This window comes from Bdellovibrio sp. BIS2, from assembly GCF_055398295.1.
The window spans coordinates 1516889-1533605 of the sequence record NZ_AP035879.1 but is presented as its reverse complement, the minus strand read 5'-3'; the positions used below and the strand labels follow the sequence as shown (position 1 = coordinate 1533605).

Sequence of the window (16717 nt, the reverse complement as noted above, 5' to 3'; positions counted from 1 at the left end):
TCACCCTCACATAATTGTGGAGGGCTTTTCGGTTATTTCTATGGGCTCTTAAGGGTGCAACTTTTGTTTATTTAGATAAGATCGGCGGAAGACACCACAGTTTCAGACACTTGCGGCCAGAACCAGTCCAGTTGGGGGTCGGACGCAATCACATCCTTGATCAGGACTTTTACATCATTTCTGGTGGAAATTTCCCGTCTTAGCCACATTTCGATTTCGTCGTAGCCCGGCCCGATGATGGTGATCTCAATGGAACTTAGGAAGTGCAAAAGGTGCAGATCCTTGGTCGCCACCGGGCGGCCTTCGAGCTTTCCGTGGATGAAGTTCAGAACTTCTGCTTTGATTTCCGCAAAGTTACGATGGTTGATGCGACGAAGGATCAAGTCAGCACGGTGATCGCGATTGATCCAGCGCTGATGCAGTCCCCGTTGAACCAAATTGATCAGGTAGTTTCTCAATACAGAAGGGACCAGACGAAAATCTTCGTCCGGCAACGACATCACCTGCATCAAATCTACGTATCGTGCCTGTTCCTGGCCTCGACGTAGAGAGGTGAGCACCTCCGGGATACGCAGTAAAGACTCGCGAATACCCAAGAGATCGATTCCTGCTCCATCCGTGAAGTAGAGAATTCTCATATCACTATCATGACCTATCTTTACGAAATGTGTGCAGAAAAATGCAGGACCCAGACCAGGGTCCAGTATGTATTTTTTAGTGCAGTCACCTCGCCTTTTTGATAGGCTAAACAGAGGCCCAAGGACTAGGAGCTGTCAGCAGCAATGCTGGTTAATTACAAAGGATTGTACAACCGTGACTTCACGCAACTCGAAGAATCAAAGACCACCACTTGAAAAGTGGTATCCCTATATTCTCTTTGCATTTATTGGTTACTGCGTGGCCGATCTGGGCATTCTCGCCTATCGCGACAAAATGCTTCCGCAATCTGCTCCCCCGTCTCATCCGAAATCCAGTCAGTTTGAGGCCGGCGTCAGCCGTGGCGCTTACAACTCCATCACCAGCCGTAACATTTTCGCCTCCAGCGGCGTGATTCCTGATGCTTTGGTGGATAAATCCAAAGGTGCCGAGGCCCAGCGTGAAGCGGATCCGGTTCCGTCCCAGTTGCCTTTGAATCTGATCGGAACTTTGGTGCACTCGAATCCGGAAAAATCCCTGGCCGCCATTGAAGTTCGCGGCAAGCAAGGCGTGGTTTCTTACAGCCCCGGCAAACAGATCGACGGCATGGCTGAAATCATGAAGGTGGAACGCCAAAAGGTCGTTTTCCGCAACCTCAACTCCAACCGCCTTGAATACATCGAGATGAAAAAAGAAGGCGGAAAAGTCGCCTTCGGCGCCGGCAAACCTTCCGGTGGGGATTCCGGCAAAGACGTGCAAAAAGTTGGCGACAACAACTTCATGATCAAACGCGCCGATCTATTGAAGTACACCAACGATCTTTCCAGTATTTTGATGCAAGCCCGCGCCGTTCCGAACCGCGAACCCGGCACCGGCAACATCAATGGCTTCCGCATTTTGGACATGCAACCCGGCAGTATTTACGAACAACTTGGCATCCAAAGAATGGACGTCATTAAGTCTGTCGACGGCACTCCTGTCGACAGCCCGGCCAAAGCCATGGAGCTTTACAACACCCTGAAGAACTCACCGAAAGTGACTCTTCAAGTAGAGCGCAACGGTAAAACCGAAACCATGACTTATAATATTCAGTAAAGAACTTAAAAGGATTTTAAGACAACTCCTCAGGAGGAGAAGCAAAATGAAAAAGAACGTCAGCATAGGACTTGCTTCATTGATGACGGCCCAGCTTGTGGGCCCGGCAGCAAAGGCTCAGTTTGAGGACTTCCCTCCTCCGCCGCCGCCACCGGATTTCGGTGACATGGGTGGTGGTGATTCCGCTCCTTCTGATTTTGGCGGCAGCAACTCCGGAGGCCCTTCAGGCATGGCTCCGCGCGGTGGATCTGACGCGCCAGCAGGATCTTCCCCTTTGAATAAGGCGGAAAAAGACAAGTTCGCCAAAGCCCCGATTGAAGACATCAACAACAAGAACTTCCCGGAAACCATCGAATCCTTCGATTTCCCGAATGTTGAGATTTCTGACATCATTCGCGCGATCAGTGAATTGACCGGCAAGAACTTCATCATCGATCCGGGCGTTCGTGGTAAAATCACGATCATCGCGCCAACCAAGATCACCGTTTCTGAAGCTTACAAGGCCTTCTTGTCCGCTTTGGCGATCAATGGCTTCACGGTGGTTCCTTCCGGAAGCTTCCTGAAGGTCAAATCCGCAAGAAATGCCCAGCGTGATAATATCGAAACCTTCTCTGGCGCTTACTACCCTAACGCCGATCAGATGATCACACGTATCATCCACTTGAAACACATCTCGGCTTCTCAAGTGAACCGTGACCTGCGCATCCTGCCGTCCAAAGACGGTGAAATGAACATCTACGAGCCAACAAACTCCATCATCATCTCGGACTACGGTTCCAATATCGACCGCGTGATGAAAATCATCAGCCAGTTGGACGTTCCAGGATTTGAAGAACAACTTGAAGTGATCCCTATCAAGTACGCGAAAGCCAAGGACCTTGCTGACCTCGTTGATAAAATCGTCAATAAAGGCAATAAAACTCAAGGTTCTGCTCCGGGCACCTTTACCGCCGGCGTGCCAAGATTCTCCCGCTCTGCGGGGGCGACGTCCCAACAGGGCGCCAGCTTCTTTATGGCGATTCCTGATGACCGTACCAACTCCATCATCGTTGTTGGTAATAAGTCCGGTATCGTGCGTATCAAAAAGCTGATCTCTCAGTTGGACTTCAAGATCCGCGCTGAAGAATCCGGTGGCGTTTACGTTTATAACGTTCGTCACGGCGATGCTGAAAAGATCGCGCAAACACTTCAAGGTGTGACCAAGGATGCCGCTCCAAAACCGGCAACTGGTGGCAGTCTGCTGTCCCCGCTGGGTTCCCAAGGGATGCAAGCTCCTCAGGAAATCTTCGGTGGCGATGTTAAAATCACGGCCGATAAAACCACAAACAGCCTGATCGTGACTGCCAGCAAGCAGGATTACGACGTGGTTCTGAATATCCTTTCCAAGATCGACACTCCTCGTGACCAGGTGTTTGTGGAAGCCATCATCATGGAAATGTCTGTGAATGACGGTAATTCCTGGGGTATTGGTTACTACCAGTACGGTGACAGCGGTTATGGCAAGGTCGGTTTCAACGGTCTTTCCAATATCAATGACTTCCTGTCCCCGACAGGTGGCTCTGGTGCCGTGATCGGTTTCGGTCAGGGTAAAACAGTTGAAGTGACAGATCCGGTTTCTAAAACGACTTTGAAGATTCCTAGTCTTTTGGGTTTCATCAACTTCCTGAAAACCGCGAAAAAAGCCAACATCCTGTCCACTCCTCAATTGATGACTTTGGACAATCAAGAGGGTGAATTGGAAGTGGGTGATAAAGTTGTTGTCGGTGAAAACGTGCAAAACGTTGGAACCAGCGGCACGACGGTAAGAACTCCGCAGTTTGAAGATGCAACGATCAAACTTGCGATCAAACCGTTCATCAGCCCGGCTTCCAATCAGATCCGCATGGAAATCAAGCAACAGGTGGCGCAGCTTTCAACAGCTTCCACACCGAAAGCGTTCCAGGATTCCACACAGCCTCTGGCAAAACGGTCCCTGAAAACAGTGATCAACGTGAATAACGGCGACACGGTGGTTCTGGGTGGTTTGATGAAAGAACAAGATCAAGAGTCCGTCACGAAAGTGCCTCTGCTGGGCGATATTCCAATTATTGGATGGTTGTTCAAGTCCCGCACGATCGTAAAGGACAAAACGAACATGGTTGTGTTCCTGACTCCGAAAATCGTGCGCAACAACATCGAAGCCAACGCCATCGTTTCCAAAAAACTTGATGAACGCGTTGATTTCGTAAAAGCTCAGGGCGGCGTGGATCCATACGGTGCAAAACTGGATGAAATCCGTCGCAAAGCAGAGGCACCTTCCGCTGCTGATGTGCCTGCGACTGCTGAACCTATTATTGAGGAGTAATTCTGATGGCCTCCGTGGATGTTTCAACGATACTTGCCAAATCAACCTCTTTAACACAGGACCAAATCCGTTCTGTGTTAAACAACCCTTCGGTGGTGAGACCCGTCACCGTCGGTGAGGCTTTGGCTGCGAAGGAATTTTCCACGGCGGATGAAGTGGTCTCCGATCTGTGCAAAGAACTGGGCCTGGATTTTATCCGGGATATTCCAGTCAGCGAGATCGCCGTCGACTTGATTCGTGACCTTCCGATCAACTACGCAAAACAGCACAATGTCCTTCCCTACAAGGAAGACGCGGACCTGCTGGTGGTACTGACCAGCAATCCGGTGAACCTCAAAGCCCTGGATGACATGAAGGTTCTGTTCGGAAAGCGCGTGCGCCCTCTGATCACCATTTCCAGCCGTGTTCAGGACGCGATCAATAAAGTTTACGAAAAAAGCACCGCCAATCTTTCCGGTCTGGATGAAATCGCCGAAGAAGATTACGATTTAGATGATCCTATCGTGGATTTGCTTGAGGCCGGCGAAGATGACGCTCCGGTGATCAAGATGGTGAATAGTCTGCTATTCCGTGCGGTGAAAGAAAAAGCGTCCGATATCCACATCGAACCCTATGAAAAAGACATGGCCGTGCGCTTCCGTACGGACGGTATTTTGTTCGACGTGTTCAAACCACCTAAAAAGCTTCAAAACGCCATCACGTCCCGTATCAAAGTTATGGCCAACCTGAACATCGCCGAAAAGCGCTTGCCTCAGGACGGTCGTATTCCTTTGAAAGTCGGCGGTAAAGACATCGATATCCGTCTGTCCTGCGTCCCGACCACGTTCGGTGAGCGTCTGGTTATGCGTATTCAGGACAGATCCTCTGTCGTGCGCGAACTGGCGGCCTTGGGCTTTTCCCAGGAAAACCTGTCCCGCATGGAAGAAGACATCCTGACTCGTTCTTATGGCATCTTCCTGGTCACGGGTCCGACGGGTTCTGGTAAGTCCACGACTCTTTACGGGGCCCTTTCCAAACTGAACCAGCCTGACGTGAATATCCTGACAGTTGAAGATCCGGTGGAGCAACGTATCCACGGCATCGGTCAGGTGCAAGTGAACTCGAAGATAGGCCTGACTTTCGCCGCCGGCCTTCGTTCCTTCCTTCGTCAGGACCCTGACATCATCATGGTCGGTGAGATTCGTGACTTGGAAACCGCCGAACTGGCGATCCAGGCTTCTTTGACGGGTCACTTGGTTCTATCCACGCTGCACACGAATGACTCGGCCGGGGCATTCCCCCGTCTGATCGACTTCGGGGTGGAACCGTTCCTGATTGCAACCTCGATCACAGGTGTTATCGCCCAGCGTTTGGTGCGCGTTCTTTGCCCACACTGCAAAGCCCCGCATGAAGCGACGGATTTTGAAATCCAGCTTCTGGGTATCACCCGTGAAGAGGCGAACAAAGCCAACATCTGCAAAGCCATGGGTTGCAACCACTGCTCGCAGAAAGGCTACTCCGGTCGTACCAATATCGGAGAGCTTTTGATCGTAACGGATGACATCCGTTCATTGATCATGCAGCGTAAAGACGGTAATACAATTAAAAGACAAGCAGTTGCCAACGGAATGAAGACCTTCCGTGACCACGGGATCCAAAAAGTCCTTGCGGGCATCACGACAATTGAAGAACTGACTTCCAATACGCAGCTGGATATTTAGGGCGGCGGCAGCCGCGGAGAGCGCAGGGGCCTCGCCCCTGCAGCTGAACCAGCTTAGAAACGACTTATAAGGTAACCACAATGCCTATTTTTGAGTACAAAGGCCTGTCGAAAGACGGAAGAAATGTTAAAGGGACCATCGACGCTGAAAACCAGCGAGCGGCCCGCACCAAGCTCAAAAAAGACAATATCTTTGTCATCGACATCAAAGACAAAAAGAAGATAGATCCAAAAAAGAAAACCGGTCCCCGCGCCACTAAAAACGTGGGCGTAAAAGACCTTTCTTTGATGACCCGTCAGCTGGCGACTTTGATCAAAGCCAACATCCCATTGGTGGACGCGTTGACGGCGGTTTCTGAACAGGTCGAAAACCCGACCCTGGCGGAAGCTTTGGCCGACTGTAAGAACATGGTCAACGAAGGTTCCACCCTGCATAAAGCCATGCTGAAATACCCAAACGTCTTCACCACGATCTATGTGTCGATGGTGGAAGCCGGCGAAATGTCAGGCAGCTTGGATGTGATCCTGATGCGTCTGGCGGAATTCACCGAGGCTCAGGCCGATTTGCGCGCCAAAGTCAGCAGTGCCATGACTTATCCGGTGATCATGCTGGTTGTGACGTTTGGTTTGATGGGCTTTTTGTTCATCTTCCTGATTCCTAAAATGGTGACCGTGTTTGAGTCCGCTCCGCAGTTGCAGCTTCCGTGGTACACGGTGGCTTTGATTGATGCGTCCCAGTTTGCGGTGAACTATTGGTATCTGATTTTGGGAAGCATGCTGATCGTGTACCTGCTCTTCCGTAACTGGAGAAACACCCCGGCCGGCAAAAACCAATGGGATGCGATTTCTTTGAAATTGCCGCTGATTGGCCCGACGGTTCGCATGGTTGCTGTATCCCGCTTCACCCGCACCCTGGCGACACTTCTAAACGGTGGCGTTCCGATGCTGGCTGCGATGGATATCGTCAGAAACGTTGTCGACAACCACGTACTGGCTAAAGCGATTGATGAAGCCCGCAGTAATATCTCTGAGGGTGAATCCATCGCCGGTCCTTTGAAAAAATCCGGCCAGTTCCCCCCTATCGTGATTCACATGGTGAACATCGGCGAAAAAACCGGCGAGCTGGAAAACATGCTAAGTCAGGTTTCTGATGCTTACGACTTCCAGGTAAAAACCAAATTGGAAGGTCTGACCAGCATCATGGGTCCGATCGTCATCGTTATCATGGGTGCAGCGATCGGTATGATCGTTATGGCCGTCATGGTCCCAATGTTCGAAATGGCGAACGTTGCGGGGTAGGTCTCTGGCCCCGCGTCTCCCTATCGAATCCCATTTCTAATAAATAAGACTCCACAAACCCCTCATCTCAAACCTATTGCTTTTAAACCCCTATAAGGATGGCCTCCGGATTGCGATATCCGGTCTGCGGAGGCCATATGAAATCAAAAAAAATTGTATCTCTTTGCCTAACATTCGCATTCATTCTGAATAACTTTGCATACGCCGATGATCGCATACCTATCGACTTCGGAGATGACGGTTCAGTTATTACCTCAGGAGAAGACCGTTACGAAGGTCATGAAGACGGCAACTGTGTTGGGGCTGGATGTGATGATCGAGGCAACGGCGGCAGATACGATCGTGGAGATTATGACGACGACGGCCGCGATGATGACTTCGAACGCCATTCATTTAATGAAGGTCGAACCCACTATGAAAGAGATGAGCGTGGCGCGCGCTATGCTCGTGGGTCCAAAGCTATTCAAAACGCCCAAGAACACGTAAATCCGGGTAACGACAATTCAGATATTTTCTATGACAACCACGGCACAGAATATGTGAAGTCAACCGATGGAAAAAAGATGCTCCCTCTGCGTGGCTTACTTTCCTGTTCTGAAACATTGAGCTGTTTCCAGCAGGGATATAAAGCCGACTGGTGGAACTACAGCACCGTTCCCGGAGAAAATGCCACTGAGGCAGGCGACTACATGGAGCGCAGCGATTTTGCGAAGAAGTATCAAGAAGTTGATCGCTCGCTGGACAGACTCAAAAACAGCTCCCAGCAAAGCCACCAAAAAGCTGCCTTGGCTAGAGTTTCCACAACCCTCCAAAAGGATGCAAAAAATGCTTATCTAGATAAAGAGTATGATGCCGCAGATGATCTTCTAGAAGGCGCGCGGGCCCTCGCTACATTTGCACTCGAACTCGGTGTTTCTATTTCTCCTGCTGGGTGGGCAAAAGATGTCTATGAGTTCACATCTGGTCGAAGCCTTGTAACCCAAACTCCATTGTCTGACGGAGAAAGACTGATGGCCGGACTAGGTATGGTTGCACCAGCTCTGGGTCCTCTGGGCTTTGCCGGGATCAAAATCCTCAAAAGTACAAAAGCAGGCCTGCCCGGGAGGATCCTCAACGCTATAGTTTCCGCACGCTCCCCTCAAAAAACAGGGAAGTTCGTCAGAAACCTTCCACCAATACGTAAGGACTATGGAGATGCTTTTGAAGGTCACATTTTTCCAGGAGTCTACTATGCAGGTGAAGTTGTCCATCAAGTACAGCGAGCTGGTGCAACCACCCCAGGCCGATGGTTTACGCCAATTCGTCCTCGTGATGCAAAAGAGGCAGATGAAATGCTAAATATTTTCAAGTATCACAACTATGCAGATCAAATTAAAACATACGTTTTCAAAGAAAATGTTTCTGGGTATGCTGGTAAGGTCGCGGGAGGGAGTGGCCACCAGTTTTATATCCCTGACGATGTTCCTTTAAACGAAGTTCTCGACGAGGTGTCTTTATGACTCACTATCTACTATCTTTCTCGAATGCCAATGAAATACGAATGGGCTCTCCGCTCAAGGTGGCGGACGTGGAACTTCGTGGCCCATTCATCCCGGACATGAAGGGATACTCCTTTCAAGACGTGGGTTTAGTCTCCCAAGACGGCCTTCATTGCTTCTTGATCCAATGGACTCCAGGGAAAAATGAACCGCGCTTTCAAGTTTGGCACCTTGACGGAAAAAAGAAGATGCTAACAGTTTCACCAATTTTTACCGGCGGATGCTATGGAATCAAAGAAATTAATTACGGAATTGAGTTGAACATTGAAGAGTGGAGCTCAGAGGAACGAAAAGTATATTCCAGGGTCGAGCAAATCAAGGTGACTTGGGAATAATAAAAAAAGGAGCCCTTGAGGCTCCTTTTTTTATTCGGAGAATTGCAGATCGTAGGTGGAGCATTGCGAGACTGGATACGTCCCCTTCTTAATGCCCTCGATCAGGTGGCGGGCTTCGCGGCCCACGGAAGAGACGTATTTTGGGCCATGGCACATCACTGCACTTGACGGACGATACACCGGAGCTGACGGAGTTGTATCATCGACGTACTTTTGCAGTTCTGCGATCTCGGCTTCACCCCAGAATGCAACAGCCGTTTTTTCAATCATCACGCCATTGCAGCAATGACTTTTCAGTCCTTGCAGCAGGTTCACCGGGCCCCAGGTTTTCAGTTCCTGAGCAGTCACTGAAGCATTATCAGGCTTGCGCACAGGCGCTGCCTCCGGCCCCTTCCATACAGACCCACAGCCCGCCAAAACAAATCCTGCCAACAACATCAACAATGCATTTTTCATTAGCGAGCTCCTTTTTTAAGCTGCTTTGCAGAGGCCTGTAACATCTCGGCCACGTATTTCAATTCACCCGCAGTCTTAAAGGTGTCACGATCCTGTCTTTCCATTGCCACGAACTGCAGTTGCTCTCCCAAAGCGGCAAGACGCAGTTGCAAACTTCCCAGCAGGAAATCACGTTCTTCAGCCTTCATTTTGGCAACTTCTGGCTTGTTCTTGGCGTCTTGCAGGTACTCAACAAGAGCCACCCCGGTATCACGCAAATTCTTGCGGGCCTCAGCGCTTAAAGCATCCCCCTTGAACATGGCTTCCTGCACGCAGTTTTCAGCCGCATCCATATTCTTGAAGGACTCACGCACCTGATCCGGCACATTCTGATTCTTTTGCAGATAACTTTCCATGGAATCACAACGATAGAAGGCCACCGCCTGACCACACTGGGAGCTCTTGGAGTTGATCACATTTTGGCGACATCCCGGTTTATCCGGGACTTCGTAGGTCCTGTAAACCTTGTCCAGGGTTTGCAGCTCATAAGGGGCCATGCTACTGAAACCATTTTTTGAATAAGCGATCTTTTCGTCGATATAAATGAAACCGTGATATTCCGTGGTCTTGGCAACACCTGCGATCTGACGAATGGCACCGACATCCCCCGGCTCTTTCTTTTCACCGTCTTTTAAAGCGCGGCAAAGAGGCGGACGCATATAGAAATTCATTTCTTCCGGCGTAGAATAACGCATGGCTGGCAAAATTTTACTCATCACCAAAGACAGATTCCAACAGTTTGGCCCATCCACTTCCGGCGTGGCCCCATGATATTTGACCACATGTTCAGGCACACAATCCGTGATATCCAAATTACAGGAACCACCGGACTCCCCAGCCACAGCCGCAGGATCACAAGTCTTCCCGGTCTTAGCATTCGTGCTCCACCGCGCCAAAGAAGAGTAAATACTTTTCCCCTCTTCACACGCCCCAGACAAAATAAGCTTGCCCGATTGCTTCGAAATTTCAAAAGCCTGCGCCTGCATCAAAAACAAGAACACGACACCAAATATACTTCTCATTCCAAACTTATCGGCAGCTTCCTTACTCAAAACAAGACAGACAAACGTCCACCCAAAAACCTAAAGTAACCCATAAACTCCCCACCCCAAACCATCCCAACACCTTCATAACCCAGCAAAGGCAGTCCCGACCAATGTCCCATACAATCTCACTGTGATATCCGATTCGAGCCTGAAGAGGAGGCTGAGGCCTGAGTCGCGCCAAGTTCCGCAGCCGAGCCACCCAACAAAGCGAAACAGCAAGAACCAGCCCGAGCGAGGACTGTCCGAAGGCGAGACGCAGGCCTCAGCCTCCTCTTCAGGCGTCGCAAAACCGAAATCCCCGAGCGAAGAATTATTATGTGACATTAGTCCGGCTGCCGCTCTGTCCTTTGATTTTGGGCTAGGTTTTGCTATCCTCAATGTCTGTAAAAAGGAGTAAGTATGTCTCTTCTCAAAAACCGCAAGGGTATGACTCTGATTGAAATCATGATCGTCCTTGCCATCATCGGTGGTATCGCAGCTCTTCTTCTTCCTAACATCACGGGACAATTGGATAAATCCAAAGCCAAAGAGGCTAAGATCCAACTGACACAAATCGTGAATGCCCTTTCCATGTACTACACGGATTGCGGTAAATATCCTCAGACTTTGGAAGGTTTGACAACTGCTGATCCAAACTGCTCCAACTGGGGTCCTCAGCCTTACTACACCAAGAAACTTCAAGATCCATTCGGTCACGATCTGGTTTACGAACTGGAAGGTGGCGAATACTCTTTGAAATCTTTGGGTAAAGACGGCCGCGAAGGTGGTTCTGGCTTTGACAAAGACATCACACTGGATGATCTGAACTAATTCAGATGCCTGGTAATCAGCGGGGATTCACTCTCATTGAAATCATGATCGTGCTGGCCATTATGGCCGCTCTGATCACAGTGGGAGCTCCCCGACTTCTCAAAAAAGACGGCAATATCAAAGCCGTTGCCCGCAACTTCATCGTTCTTTCCAAAGAAATCCGCAATAAAGCCCGTTTAACCAACTCTACTTACCGCCTGGCCATCAGCATGGAACCGGGAGAGGAAAAGTATTGGCTGGAACGCGCCAGCGGCCCTCAGGCTGTCGATCCTGACGCTGCAGAAAAAGAAAAAGACCGTGACGAGGAAAATGCACCTCCCCCTTTGTTTCAGATGGATAAATCCCTGCTGAAGAAAGAAAAAGAGCTTCCCGAGGGCCTGCGTTTTGCTTCGGTAGAGACTGTGAATATGAAATCCCCTATGACTTCCGGGGTGGCCTATATCCATTTCTTCCCAGAGGGGTTTGTGGAAGCCTCTGCTGTGCAGATCACGAATGGAAATAATTTAACTTGGACTCTTGTTTTTAATCCTTTAACGGGTCAAGCTGATATCATTGAGAAAGCTTCTTCGTTAAAGGAAGTCCAGCGGTGAAAAAAAACGGATTCACATTGATTGAAACCATCATGGCGATGGTGATCCTGTCCTCAGGGATTATGCTTTTGGCAAATTCCTGGAGCGGTTCTTTCATGCGTGTCCGCAAGACCCAGCTGTCCACCGAAGTCACCGCCTTGCTTGAACGAAAAATGGTCGAAGTCGAAATGGAGTATGCCGGAAAACCACTGGACTCGATCCCGGAAGAAACTGAAGACGACTTTGGCTCTGAGTATCCTCAATACACCTGGAAAATGACCTCCAAAGAATTTGAAGTCCCGGATATTTCCGCGACCCTCACCGCCCAGTCTGGTGGTGCGGATGAAATGGCTTTGACCGTGATGAAGACACTGACAGAGCATCTTTCCAAGTCCGTGAAGGAAGTGAAAGTGACCGTCATCTATAAAGGTGCCAAAAAACCTATGGAGTTTTCTGCCACTCAGTACTTTGTCGACTATGACAAGGAACTGCCACTGCCTTCGATGCCGGGGATGTGATGACGAAACACAACCGCGGCTTTACCATGATTGAGCTTATGATCACGATCACCATCCTGGGGACACTCACGATGCTGACAGCGCAGGCCATTCAACAGGCCGTGAAGGCCAAGGTCAAACTGCAAGATCAGATCGATGATGTGTCCCGTATGCGCGATGGTTTGCGCCTGCTGGAAAGAGACATCAATCTGGCTTACCACTATCGCGACGTTGAAAAAGAGCTGGAACAGCTGATGAAGAAGAAAAATAACAATTCTTCAAACCAGAACGGCACAATCCCCGATAGCAGCATCCCCGGCGTAATCCCCGGCGGCCAAATTACCAACGATATGCATGAGCAGCCTGAGCAACGCGAAGTTCCCCGCCGCGATCCCGAGACTCACTTCGTAGGCAACAACGAGTCCATCAATTTTGTGACCATGAACAACGCCCGCACCGTCAGAAACACCAAGCAGGCGGACTTTATCGAAGTGGGCTATGCCCTGCGCGATTGTAAATCGTTGCGCGAAGGTGGCGGCAGTTCCAAATGCCTGTGGCGCCGAAGCTCCCCGTATGTGGATCTGGATGTCACCAAAGGTGGCGACGAGGTCGCTTTGCTTGAAAACGTCAGCGAATTCAAACTGCGCTATATGGGTAAAGGCAAACAGGATTGGGCCAATGACTGGCGCACGGACGCCCAAGGCGACGCGGCCACCAAGGGCAAATTCCCACAAGCTGTCGAGATCTCTTTGACCGTGGAAAAGAAAACCGCCGGCAAAAGCAAAAAGTATTCTATGCAACTGATCGTCCCGATTCACTTCCCCAACAATCCAGAGGAGGGTGCAAATGCTCAAGGCAATCAAAGCTCTTGGCCGCGAACTCAAGCGCCCAATCAATAATGCCAAAGGCATCGCGCTGATGATCGCGATTGCCTGTATCATGCTGATCATGTGGATTGCAATGGAAGTGTCCTATGATTCCAACGTCGAATACCTGGTGAATTCACAGGGTTTAAACCGTGTGAAGGCCTACTATGCTGCCAAATCCGGCATGCAGCTCAGCCTGCTGCGTATCAAGATCTATCAACAGGCCCAAAGCAAATTGGGCGACAAACTGGGTGACACCAAAATGCTGGATCAAATCTGGCAGTTCCCTTTTGCATGGCCATTGCCAATTCCAGATGAATTAAGCGCCATCGATAAAGATGCCTTTAAAAAAGCCGTCGCCGATTCCACGATGGACACAAGTTACATTGTGACGATCGAGGATGAAGGCTCCAAGATCGATCTGAATGATCTGGCCTCCCCGTCAAAATCGCTGCAGGAACTGACAAAAAAACAACTGGTCACGATCTTTGCGCAAAAAATCAAAGAAGACGAAAACTTCCAGCGTGAATACAGCAACGTCCGATTTGACGAACTGGTGAACAACATCGCCGACTGGATGAGCCCGAAATCTGCCTCCCTAAACGGCGGCGACAAACGCGCCAACTACGCAGAACTGAACCAAGCTTCGCAGGGCGACTACTATCCCCCAAACCGCCCGTTCCGCTCTGTTGCCGAACTGCACATGGTCCCTGGGATGAACGATGATTTCTATGACTTGCTGGCCCCACGAGTGACCATCTATGGAATGAAAGGGATCAACCCGAACATCGCCACCCGCGAAGTTCTAAAGTCCCTGGACCCAGCGATGACTGATGAAGTGGTGACCGAAATCATCAAACGCCGCGATTCCGAAGAAGAAGGCGGTCCGTTTAAGTGCGATCAAGGCGGCGGCAGCAGCGACTTCTGGCAGTTCGTTCAAGGCAAAGGCATCCGTACCGAAGGAAATCCCGAAGATGTGCCGCTGATCTGCGACAGCGTGATGAACTTCAAAATCCGCAGCACCGGCGAATTTGCCGGCGCGACCAGAGAAATCACCGCTGTAGTGATGGACCTGCAAAAAACCGCAAGCAAAGTAAAAACCTACGTCGATAAAGACAAAAAAGCCGCCGCAGGCGACCAAGCGGGAGGCAATCCCGACCCCGCCGCTGGAGGAGGAAACCCAAGCGGAGGCTCTGCAGGCGGAAACGCCGGCAACAACGCCACCCAAATCCCCAAAGGCCCTCCAAGAGTGGTCTACTGGAACGAAAGATAATAAAAAAACCCCGGCTACAAACCGGGTTTTTTTTTAACTAGAAACACAATTAATCAATTGGCGCATGTGCTCATTTTGCGAACCCCTTCCTGCAATACTATGACATCAGGAGACTATAAAACACTGGAATTGCAATAAGCACAGATAGGATTATCCAAAGAACCGCCTTCTGGTTCCAATTAACTCTACTGTTACTAGGCGATAAGGCCTTTCGCACTTTTTCCGAACCGAATATTTTCACCTCTGCTCTAATGAAAACCAGGATCACCAGATAGCAAAAAACAACAATTCCTAAAATTTTCAATAACGATTGCCAAGGCATTCTAGTTCCAAGGCTCGAGATGACATGTTTTTTTCAGACCAGATCCACCTCTGATCGATGTGAATACTTGATCTGCAACGATCAAACCAAGTAGCTTCAAATTTTGGATTTCATTATCAGGTAGTGCAAGTTTAGTAAAAACTAAGCCCATAAATTTCTTGGCCTTAAACCACTCTTCTATTCGTTGACCGATTTCGCTGGCCTTACTCACAAGTCCCTCCGTTGGTAAATCCAACTCCTAGTATTCCGCTGAAAAGACCGTCACGCCAAGGATTTGCGGCGGACGCTGCTGAACCTAGCCAACCAAGGTCGAGATGCTTACTTCCCAAACGAAGACTTAAAACATCTCTCCCTCCAACAGGACCACTCCAACCCAATCGTGTTGTGCCACTATTGAGGAGACCGGTGGGGACACCACAGGAGGAGGCGGATCCTCAGGCTCCGGCCCCGCCGGAGGAAGTGGTTCCGGCGCAGGCGGAAGCACTGGCAACGCCACGCAAATCCCGAAAGGCCCGCCAAGAGTTGTGTACTGGAACGAAAGATAAAAAGAAACCCCGGCGGTGAACCGGGGTTTTCAATTTTTAGGACCTAAGATTTTCTTAATTAGTAATTATAGTCTGTGCAACTTCCACGAATAGTTTGTTTGGCAGATTCAACAGCCTCACGCACCTGTGCTACTTCGGCAGTTTTGTACGGGCAACTGGCCTCCAGCAAGTTGGCATAGAACTCATAAAGTTTCGCCGTCGCCTTGGCATTGTCACAGATCCCAACGCCTTCATTAATAGTTGCAGAATGTTTGTCCATCTCAAGACCCAAAGCATAGTCATCACAAGCCACTTTCGGAGCTTTGTACTTGCCGATGCCATACCCACCACCAGAAGGATTCGGACGAGGATTGGGATCAAATGCCGGAGGGCGATCCCCACCCCCACGAGTATCAGCAACAGGAGGCATGAAATCCGACACCGGAGCCATTCCTTCAGGATTCTTCCCACCTAAAGCCTTCGCTGCCATCAACTCTTTACAAGGCTTGATAGACGCGCAGGGCTTAATGCTCTCAATATGAATCGGAGTCAATGCAGGCCCAACCTGATAGATAATTGACGACTTCGAACCATTAATATCCGCATCCCATGAATAGTAGCTTCCAACGATTCTCTTACCTTGATGATAGCGAATCAAATAGACCATCTTGCCAATAACAGCGTCCTTATCGTTCAAAGCAGGCGCTTTAATAAAGCCATATCCTTCAGCAAATCCATTCTCGCACTTCCCACTCCATGTCACCTGAGGTCCTCGAAGAAAAATACTTGGCTGCTGAAGTTTACATCCATCAGACGTAAGGATTTGTTCGTATGGTGGGTTTGTTGCGACAAAAGATTCTATACGCGCGCACTCCTGCAAATTGCTCTTTCTGTCTTTGCAATCATGACCACCCAACGTGCTCTGGTAGTATTCAGGAGATCCAGCGTACCAATAGCTGCTAGGGATAATTCGACCCCCTCGCATCTGAACTGCAAAGGCTTTATATGAAACTCCATTGGCTTGTTGAACAGAGACCCAACCAATCCCCTCCGCATAACCGCCAGGGCAGGCTCCGCTCCAAGAATGTTTATTTTTAGGGTTGATATAAAGATCTGACAAATTCAAGCTGCACCCCTCAGCAGTTTTAATTGTATGTCCCTTTGAATACTCGGAAACGGGGGTATTTTTTTTCTTCTTCCCAAACAAAGCATGAGAATTAAACGACACAAGACAGACCAGGACAAAAACGCCAAAAGAACGCATGAAAAACCTCAAAAGATTTGAATTTGATCCGCGTTTCTACCACTAAATACGTTTCTGTATGATTACATCGAAGAAACCAGCAAAAATTCCCCAGCCGTCCACCCC

16 protein-coding genes are annotated in these 16717 nt (G+C 49.6%); 11 read left to right on the top strand and 5 right to left on the bottom strand.

The genetic code is table 11. The annotated features are described in order from the left end of the window. Nucleotides 1-71: 71 nt before the first annotated feature. Nucleotides 72-638 (bottom strand): hypothetical protein, encoded by a 567-nt coding sequence (locus ACZ520_RS07360; RefSeq protein WP_374035521.1) that lies wholly within the window; start codon nt 636-638, stop codon nt 72-74. A 175-nt stretch (nt 639-813) separates the two neighbouring features. Between ACZ520_RS07360 and gspC the strand changes: the two genes are divergently transcribed. From gspC to ACZ520_RS07330, 6 genes are all read left to right on the top strand, one after another. After that, nucleotides 814-1731, top strand: coding sequence for a type II secretion system protein GspC (gene gspC / locus ACZ520_RS07355; protein WP_374032658.1), 918 nt, complete (start codon nt 814-816; stop codon nt 1729-1731). Between the two features lie 46 nt (nt 1732-1777). Further along, nucleotides 1778-4075: a type II secretion system secretin GspD gene (gene gspD / locus ACZ520_RS07350; protein WP_088565523.1), complete on the top strand. Its 2298-nt coding sequence runs from the start codon at nt 1778-1780 to the stop codon at nt 4073-4075. 5 nt (nt 4076-4080) lie between these two features. Next, complete coding sequence (gene gspE / locus ACZ520_RS07345; protein ID WP_464127858.1) at nt 4081-5775, top strand: type II secretion system ATPase GspE; 1695 nt, start codon at nt 4081-4083, stop codon at nt 5773-5775. An 80-nt stretch (nt 5776-5855) separates the two neighbouring features. Further along, nucleotides 5856-7073, top strand: coding sequence for a type II secretion system inner membrane protein GspF (gene gspF / locus ACZ520_RS07340; protein WP_088565525.1), 1218 nt, complete (start codon nt 5856-5858; stop codon nt 7071-7073). Between the two features lie 137 nt (nt 7074-7210). After that, nucleotides 7211-8572, top strand: coding sequence for a pre-toxin TG domain-containing protein (locus ACZ520_RS07335; protein WP_464127857.1), 1362 nt, complete (start codon nt 7211-7213; stop codon nt 8570-8572). Further along, nucleotides 8569-8946 carry a hypothetical protein gene (locus tag ACZ520_RS07330; RefSeq protein ID WP_464127856.1) on the top strand — a complete coding sequence of 126 codons (378 nt, stop codon included), beginning with the start codon at nt 8569-8571 and terminating at the stop codon, nt 8944-8946. The genes ACZ520_RS07335 and ACZ520_RS07330 overlap by 4 nt, the downstream gene beginning before the upstream one ends. A gap of 30 nt (nt 8947-8976) precedes the next feature. Here the strand turns inward: ACZ520_RS07330 and ACZ520_RS07325 are convergent, their stop codons facing one another. Next, nucleotides 8977-9402 (bottom strand): hypothetical protein, encoded by a 426-nt coding sequence (locus ACZ520_RS07325; RefSeq protein ID WP_464127855.1) that lies wholly within the window; start codon nt 9400-9402, stop codon nt 8977-8979. After that, nucleotides 9402-10463: a hypothetical protein gene (locus tag ACZ520_RS07320; protein ID WP_464127854.1), complete on the bottom strand. Its 1062-nt coding sequence runs from the start codon at nt 10461-10463 to the stop codon at nt 9402-9404. The genes ACZ520_RS07325 and ACZ520_RS07320 overlap by 1 nt, the downstream gene beginning before the upstream one ends. Before the next feature lie 423 nt (nt 10464-10886). Between ACZ520_RS07320 and gspG the strand changes: the two genes are divergently transcribed. Genes gspG through ACZ520_RS07295 form a run of 5 tightly spaced genes read left to right on the top strand, consistent with a single transcriptional unit; the run spans nt 10887 to nt 14502 of the window. Next, nucleotides 10887-11297, top strand: a complete 411-nt coding sequence (gene gspG, locus ACZ520_RS07315; protein ID WP_011164071.1) for a type II secretion system major pseudopilin GspG — start codon at nt 10887-10889, stop codon at nt 11295-11297. 5 nt (nt 11298-11302) lie between these two features. Continuing rightward, nucleotides 11303-11887, top strand: coding sequence for a pilus assembly FimT family protein (locus tag ACZ520_RS07310; RefSeq protein ID WP_088565528.1), 585 nt, complete (start codon nt 11303-11305; stop codon nt 11885-11887). Then, complete coding sequence (locus tag ACZ520_RS07305; RefSeq protein WP_088565529.1) at nt 11884-12384, top strand: type II secretion system protein; 501 nt, start codon at nt 11884-11886, stop codon at nt 12382-12384. Before ACZ520_RS07310 ends, ACZ520_RS07305 begins: the two co-directional genes overlap by 4 nt. Further along, nucleotides 12384-13262, top strand: coding sequence for a type II secretion system protein GspJ (locus ACZ520_RS07300; protein WP_464127853.1), 879 nt, complete (start codon nt 12384-12386; stop codon nt 13260-13262). Before ACZ520_RS07305 ends, ACZ520_RS07300 begins: the two co-directional genes overlap by 1 nt. Further along, nucleotides 13210-14502 carry a type II secretion system minor pseudopilin gene (locus ACZ520_RS07295; RefSeq protein WP_464127852.1) on the top strand — a complete coding sequence of 431 codons (1293 nt, stop codon included), beginning with the start codon at nt 13210-13212 and terminating at the stop codon, nt 14500-14502. Before ACZ520_RS07300 ends, ACZ520_RS07295 begins: the two co-directional genes overlap by 53 nt. Before the next feature lie 323 nt (nt 14503-14825). Here ACZ520_RS07295 and ACZ520_RS07290 read toward each other — a convergent pair whose 3' ends face one another. Further along, nucleotides 14826-15035: a hypothetical protein gene (locus tag ACZ520_RS07290; RefSeq protein WP_464127851.1), complete on the bottom strand. Its 210-nt coding sequence runs from the start codon at nt 15033-15035 to the stop codon at nt 14826-14828. Nucleotides 15036-15427: 392 nt separating this feature from the next. Further along, on the bottom strand, nt 15428-16612 hold the full coding sequence (locus ACZ520_RS07285) for a hypothetical protein (RefSeq protein ID WP_464127850.1): 1185 nt from the start codon (nt 16610-16612) through the stop codon (nt 15428-15430). Nucleotides 16613-16717 lie beyond the last annotated feature (105 nt).

What these genes read in the sequence shown, in the direction of transcription:
- ACZ520_RS07360 (WP_374035521.1), bottom strand. Translation starts at nt 638, where the DNA reads ATGAGAATTCTCTACTTCACGGATGGAGCAGGAATCGATCTCTTGGGT.
- gspD (WP_088565523.1), top strand. Translation starts at nt 1,778, where the DNA reads ATGAAAAAGAACGTCAGCATAGGACTTGCTTCATTGATGACGGCCCAG.
- gspE (WP_464127858.1), top strand. Translation starts at nt 4,081, where the DNA reads ATGGCCTCCGTGGATGTTTCAACGATACTTGCCAAATCAACCTCTTTA.
- gspF (WP_088565525.1), top strand. Translation starts at nt 5,856, where the DNA reads ATGCCTATTTTTGAGTACAAAGGCCTGTCGAAAGACGGAAGAAATGTT.
- ACZ520_RS07335 (WP_464127857.1), top strand. Translation starts at nt 7,211, where the DNA reads ATGAAATCAAAAAAAATTGTATCTCTTTGCCTAACATTCGCATTCATT.
- ACZ520_RS07330 (WP_464127856.1), top strand. Translation starts at nt 8,569, where the DNA reads ATGACTCACTATCTACTATCTTTCTCGAATGCCAATGAAATACGAATG.
- ACZ520_RS07325 (WP_464127855.1), bottom strand. Translation starts at nt 9,402, where the DNA reads ATGAAAAATGCATTGTTGATGTTGTTGGCAGGATTTGTTTTGGCGGGC.
- ACZ520_RS07320 (WP_464127854.1), bottom strand. Translation starts at nt 10,463, where the DNA reads ATGAGAAGTATATTTGGTGTCGTGTTCTTGTTTTTGATGCAGGCGCAG.
- gspG (WP_011164071.1), top strand. Translation starts at nt 10,887, where the DNA reads ATGTCTCTTCTCAAAAACCGCAAGGGTATGACTCTGATTGAAATCATG.
- ACZ520_RS07310 (WP_088565528.1), top strand. Translation starts at nt 11,303, where the DNA reads ATGCCTGGTAATCAGCGGGGATTCACTCTCATTGAAATCATGATCGTG.
- ACZ520_RS07300 (WP_464127853.1), top strand. Translation starts at nt 12,384, where the DNA reads ATGACGAAACACAACCGCGGCTTTACCATGATTGAGCTTATGATCACG.
- ACZ520_RS07295 (WP_464127852.1), top strand. Translation starts at nt 13,210, where the DNA reads ATGCTCAAGGCAATCAAAGCTCTTGGCCGCGAACTCAAGCGCCCAATC.
- ACZ520_RS07285 (WP_464127850.1), bottom strand. Translation starts at nt 16,612, where the DNA reads ATGCGTTCTTTTGGCGTTTTTGTCCTGGTCTGTCTTGTGTCGTTTAAT.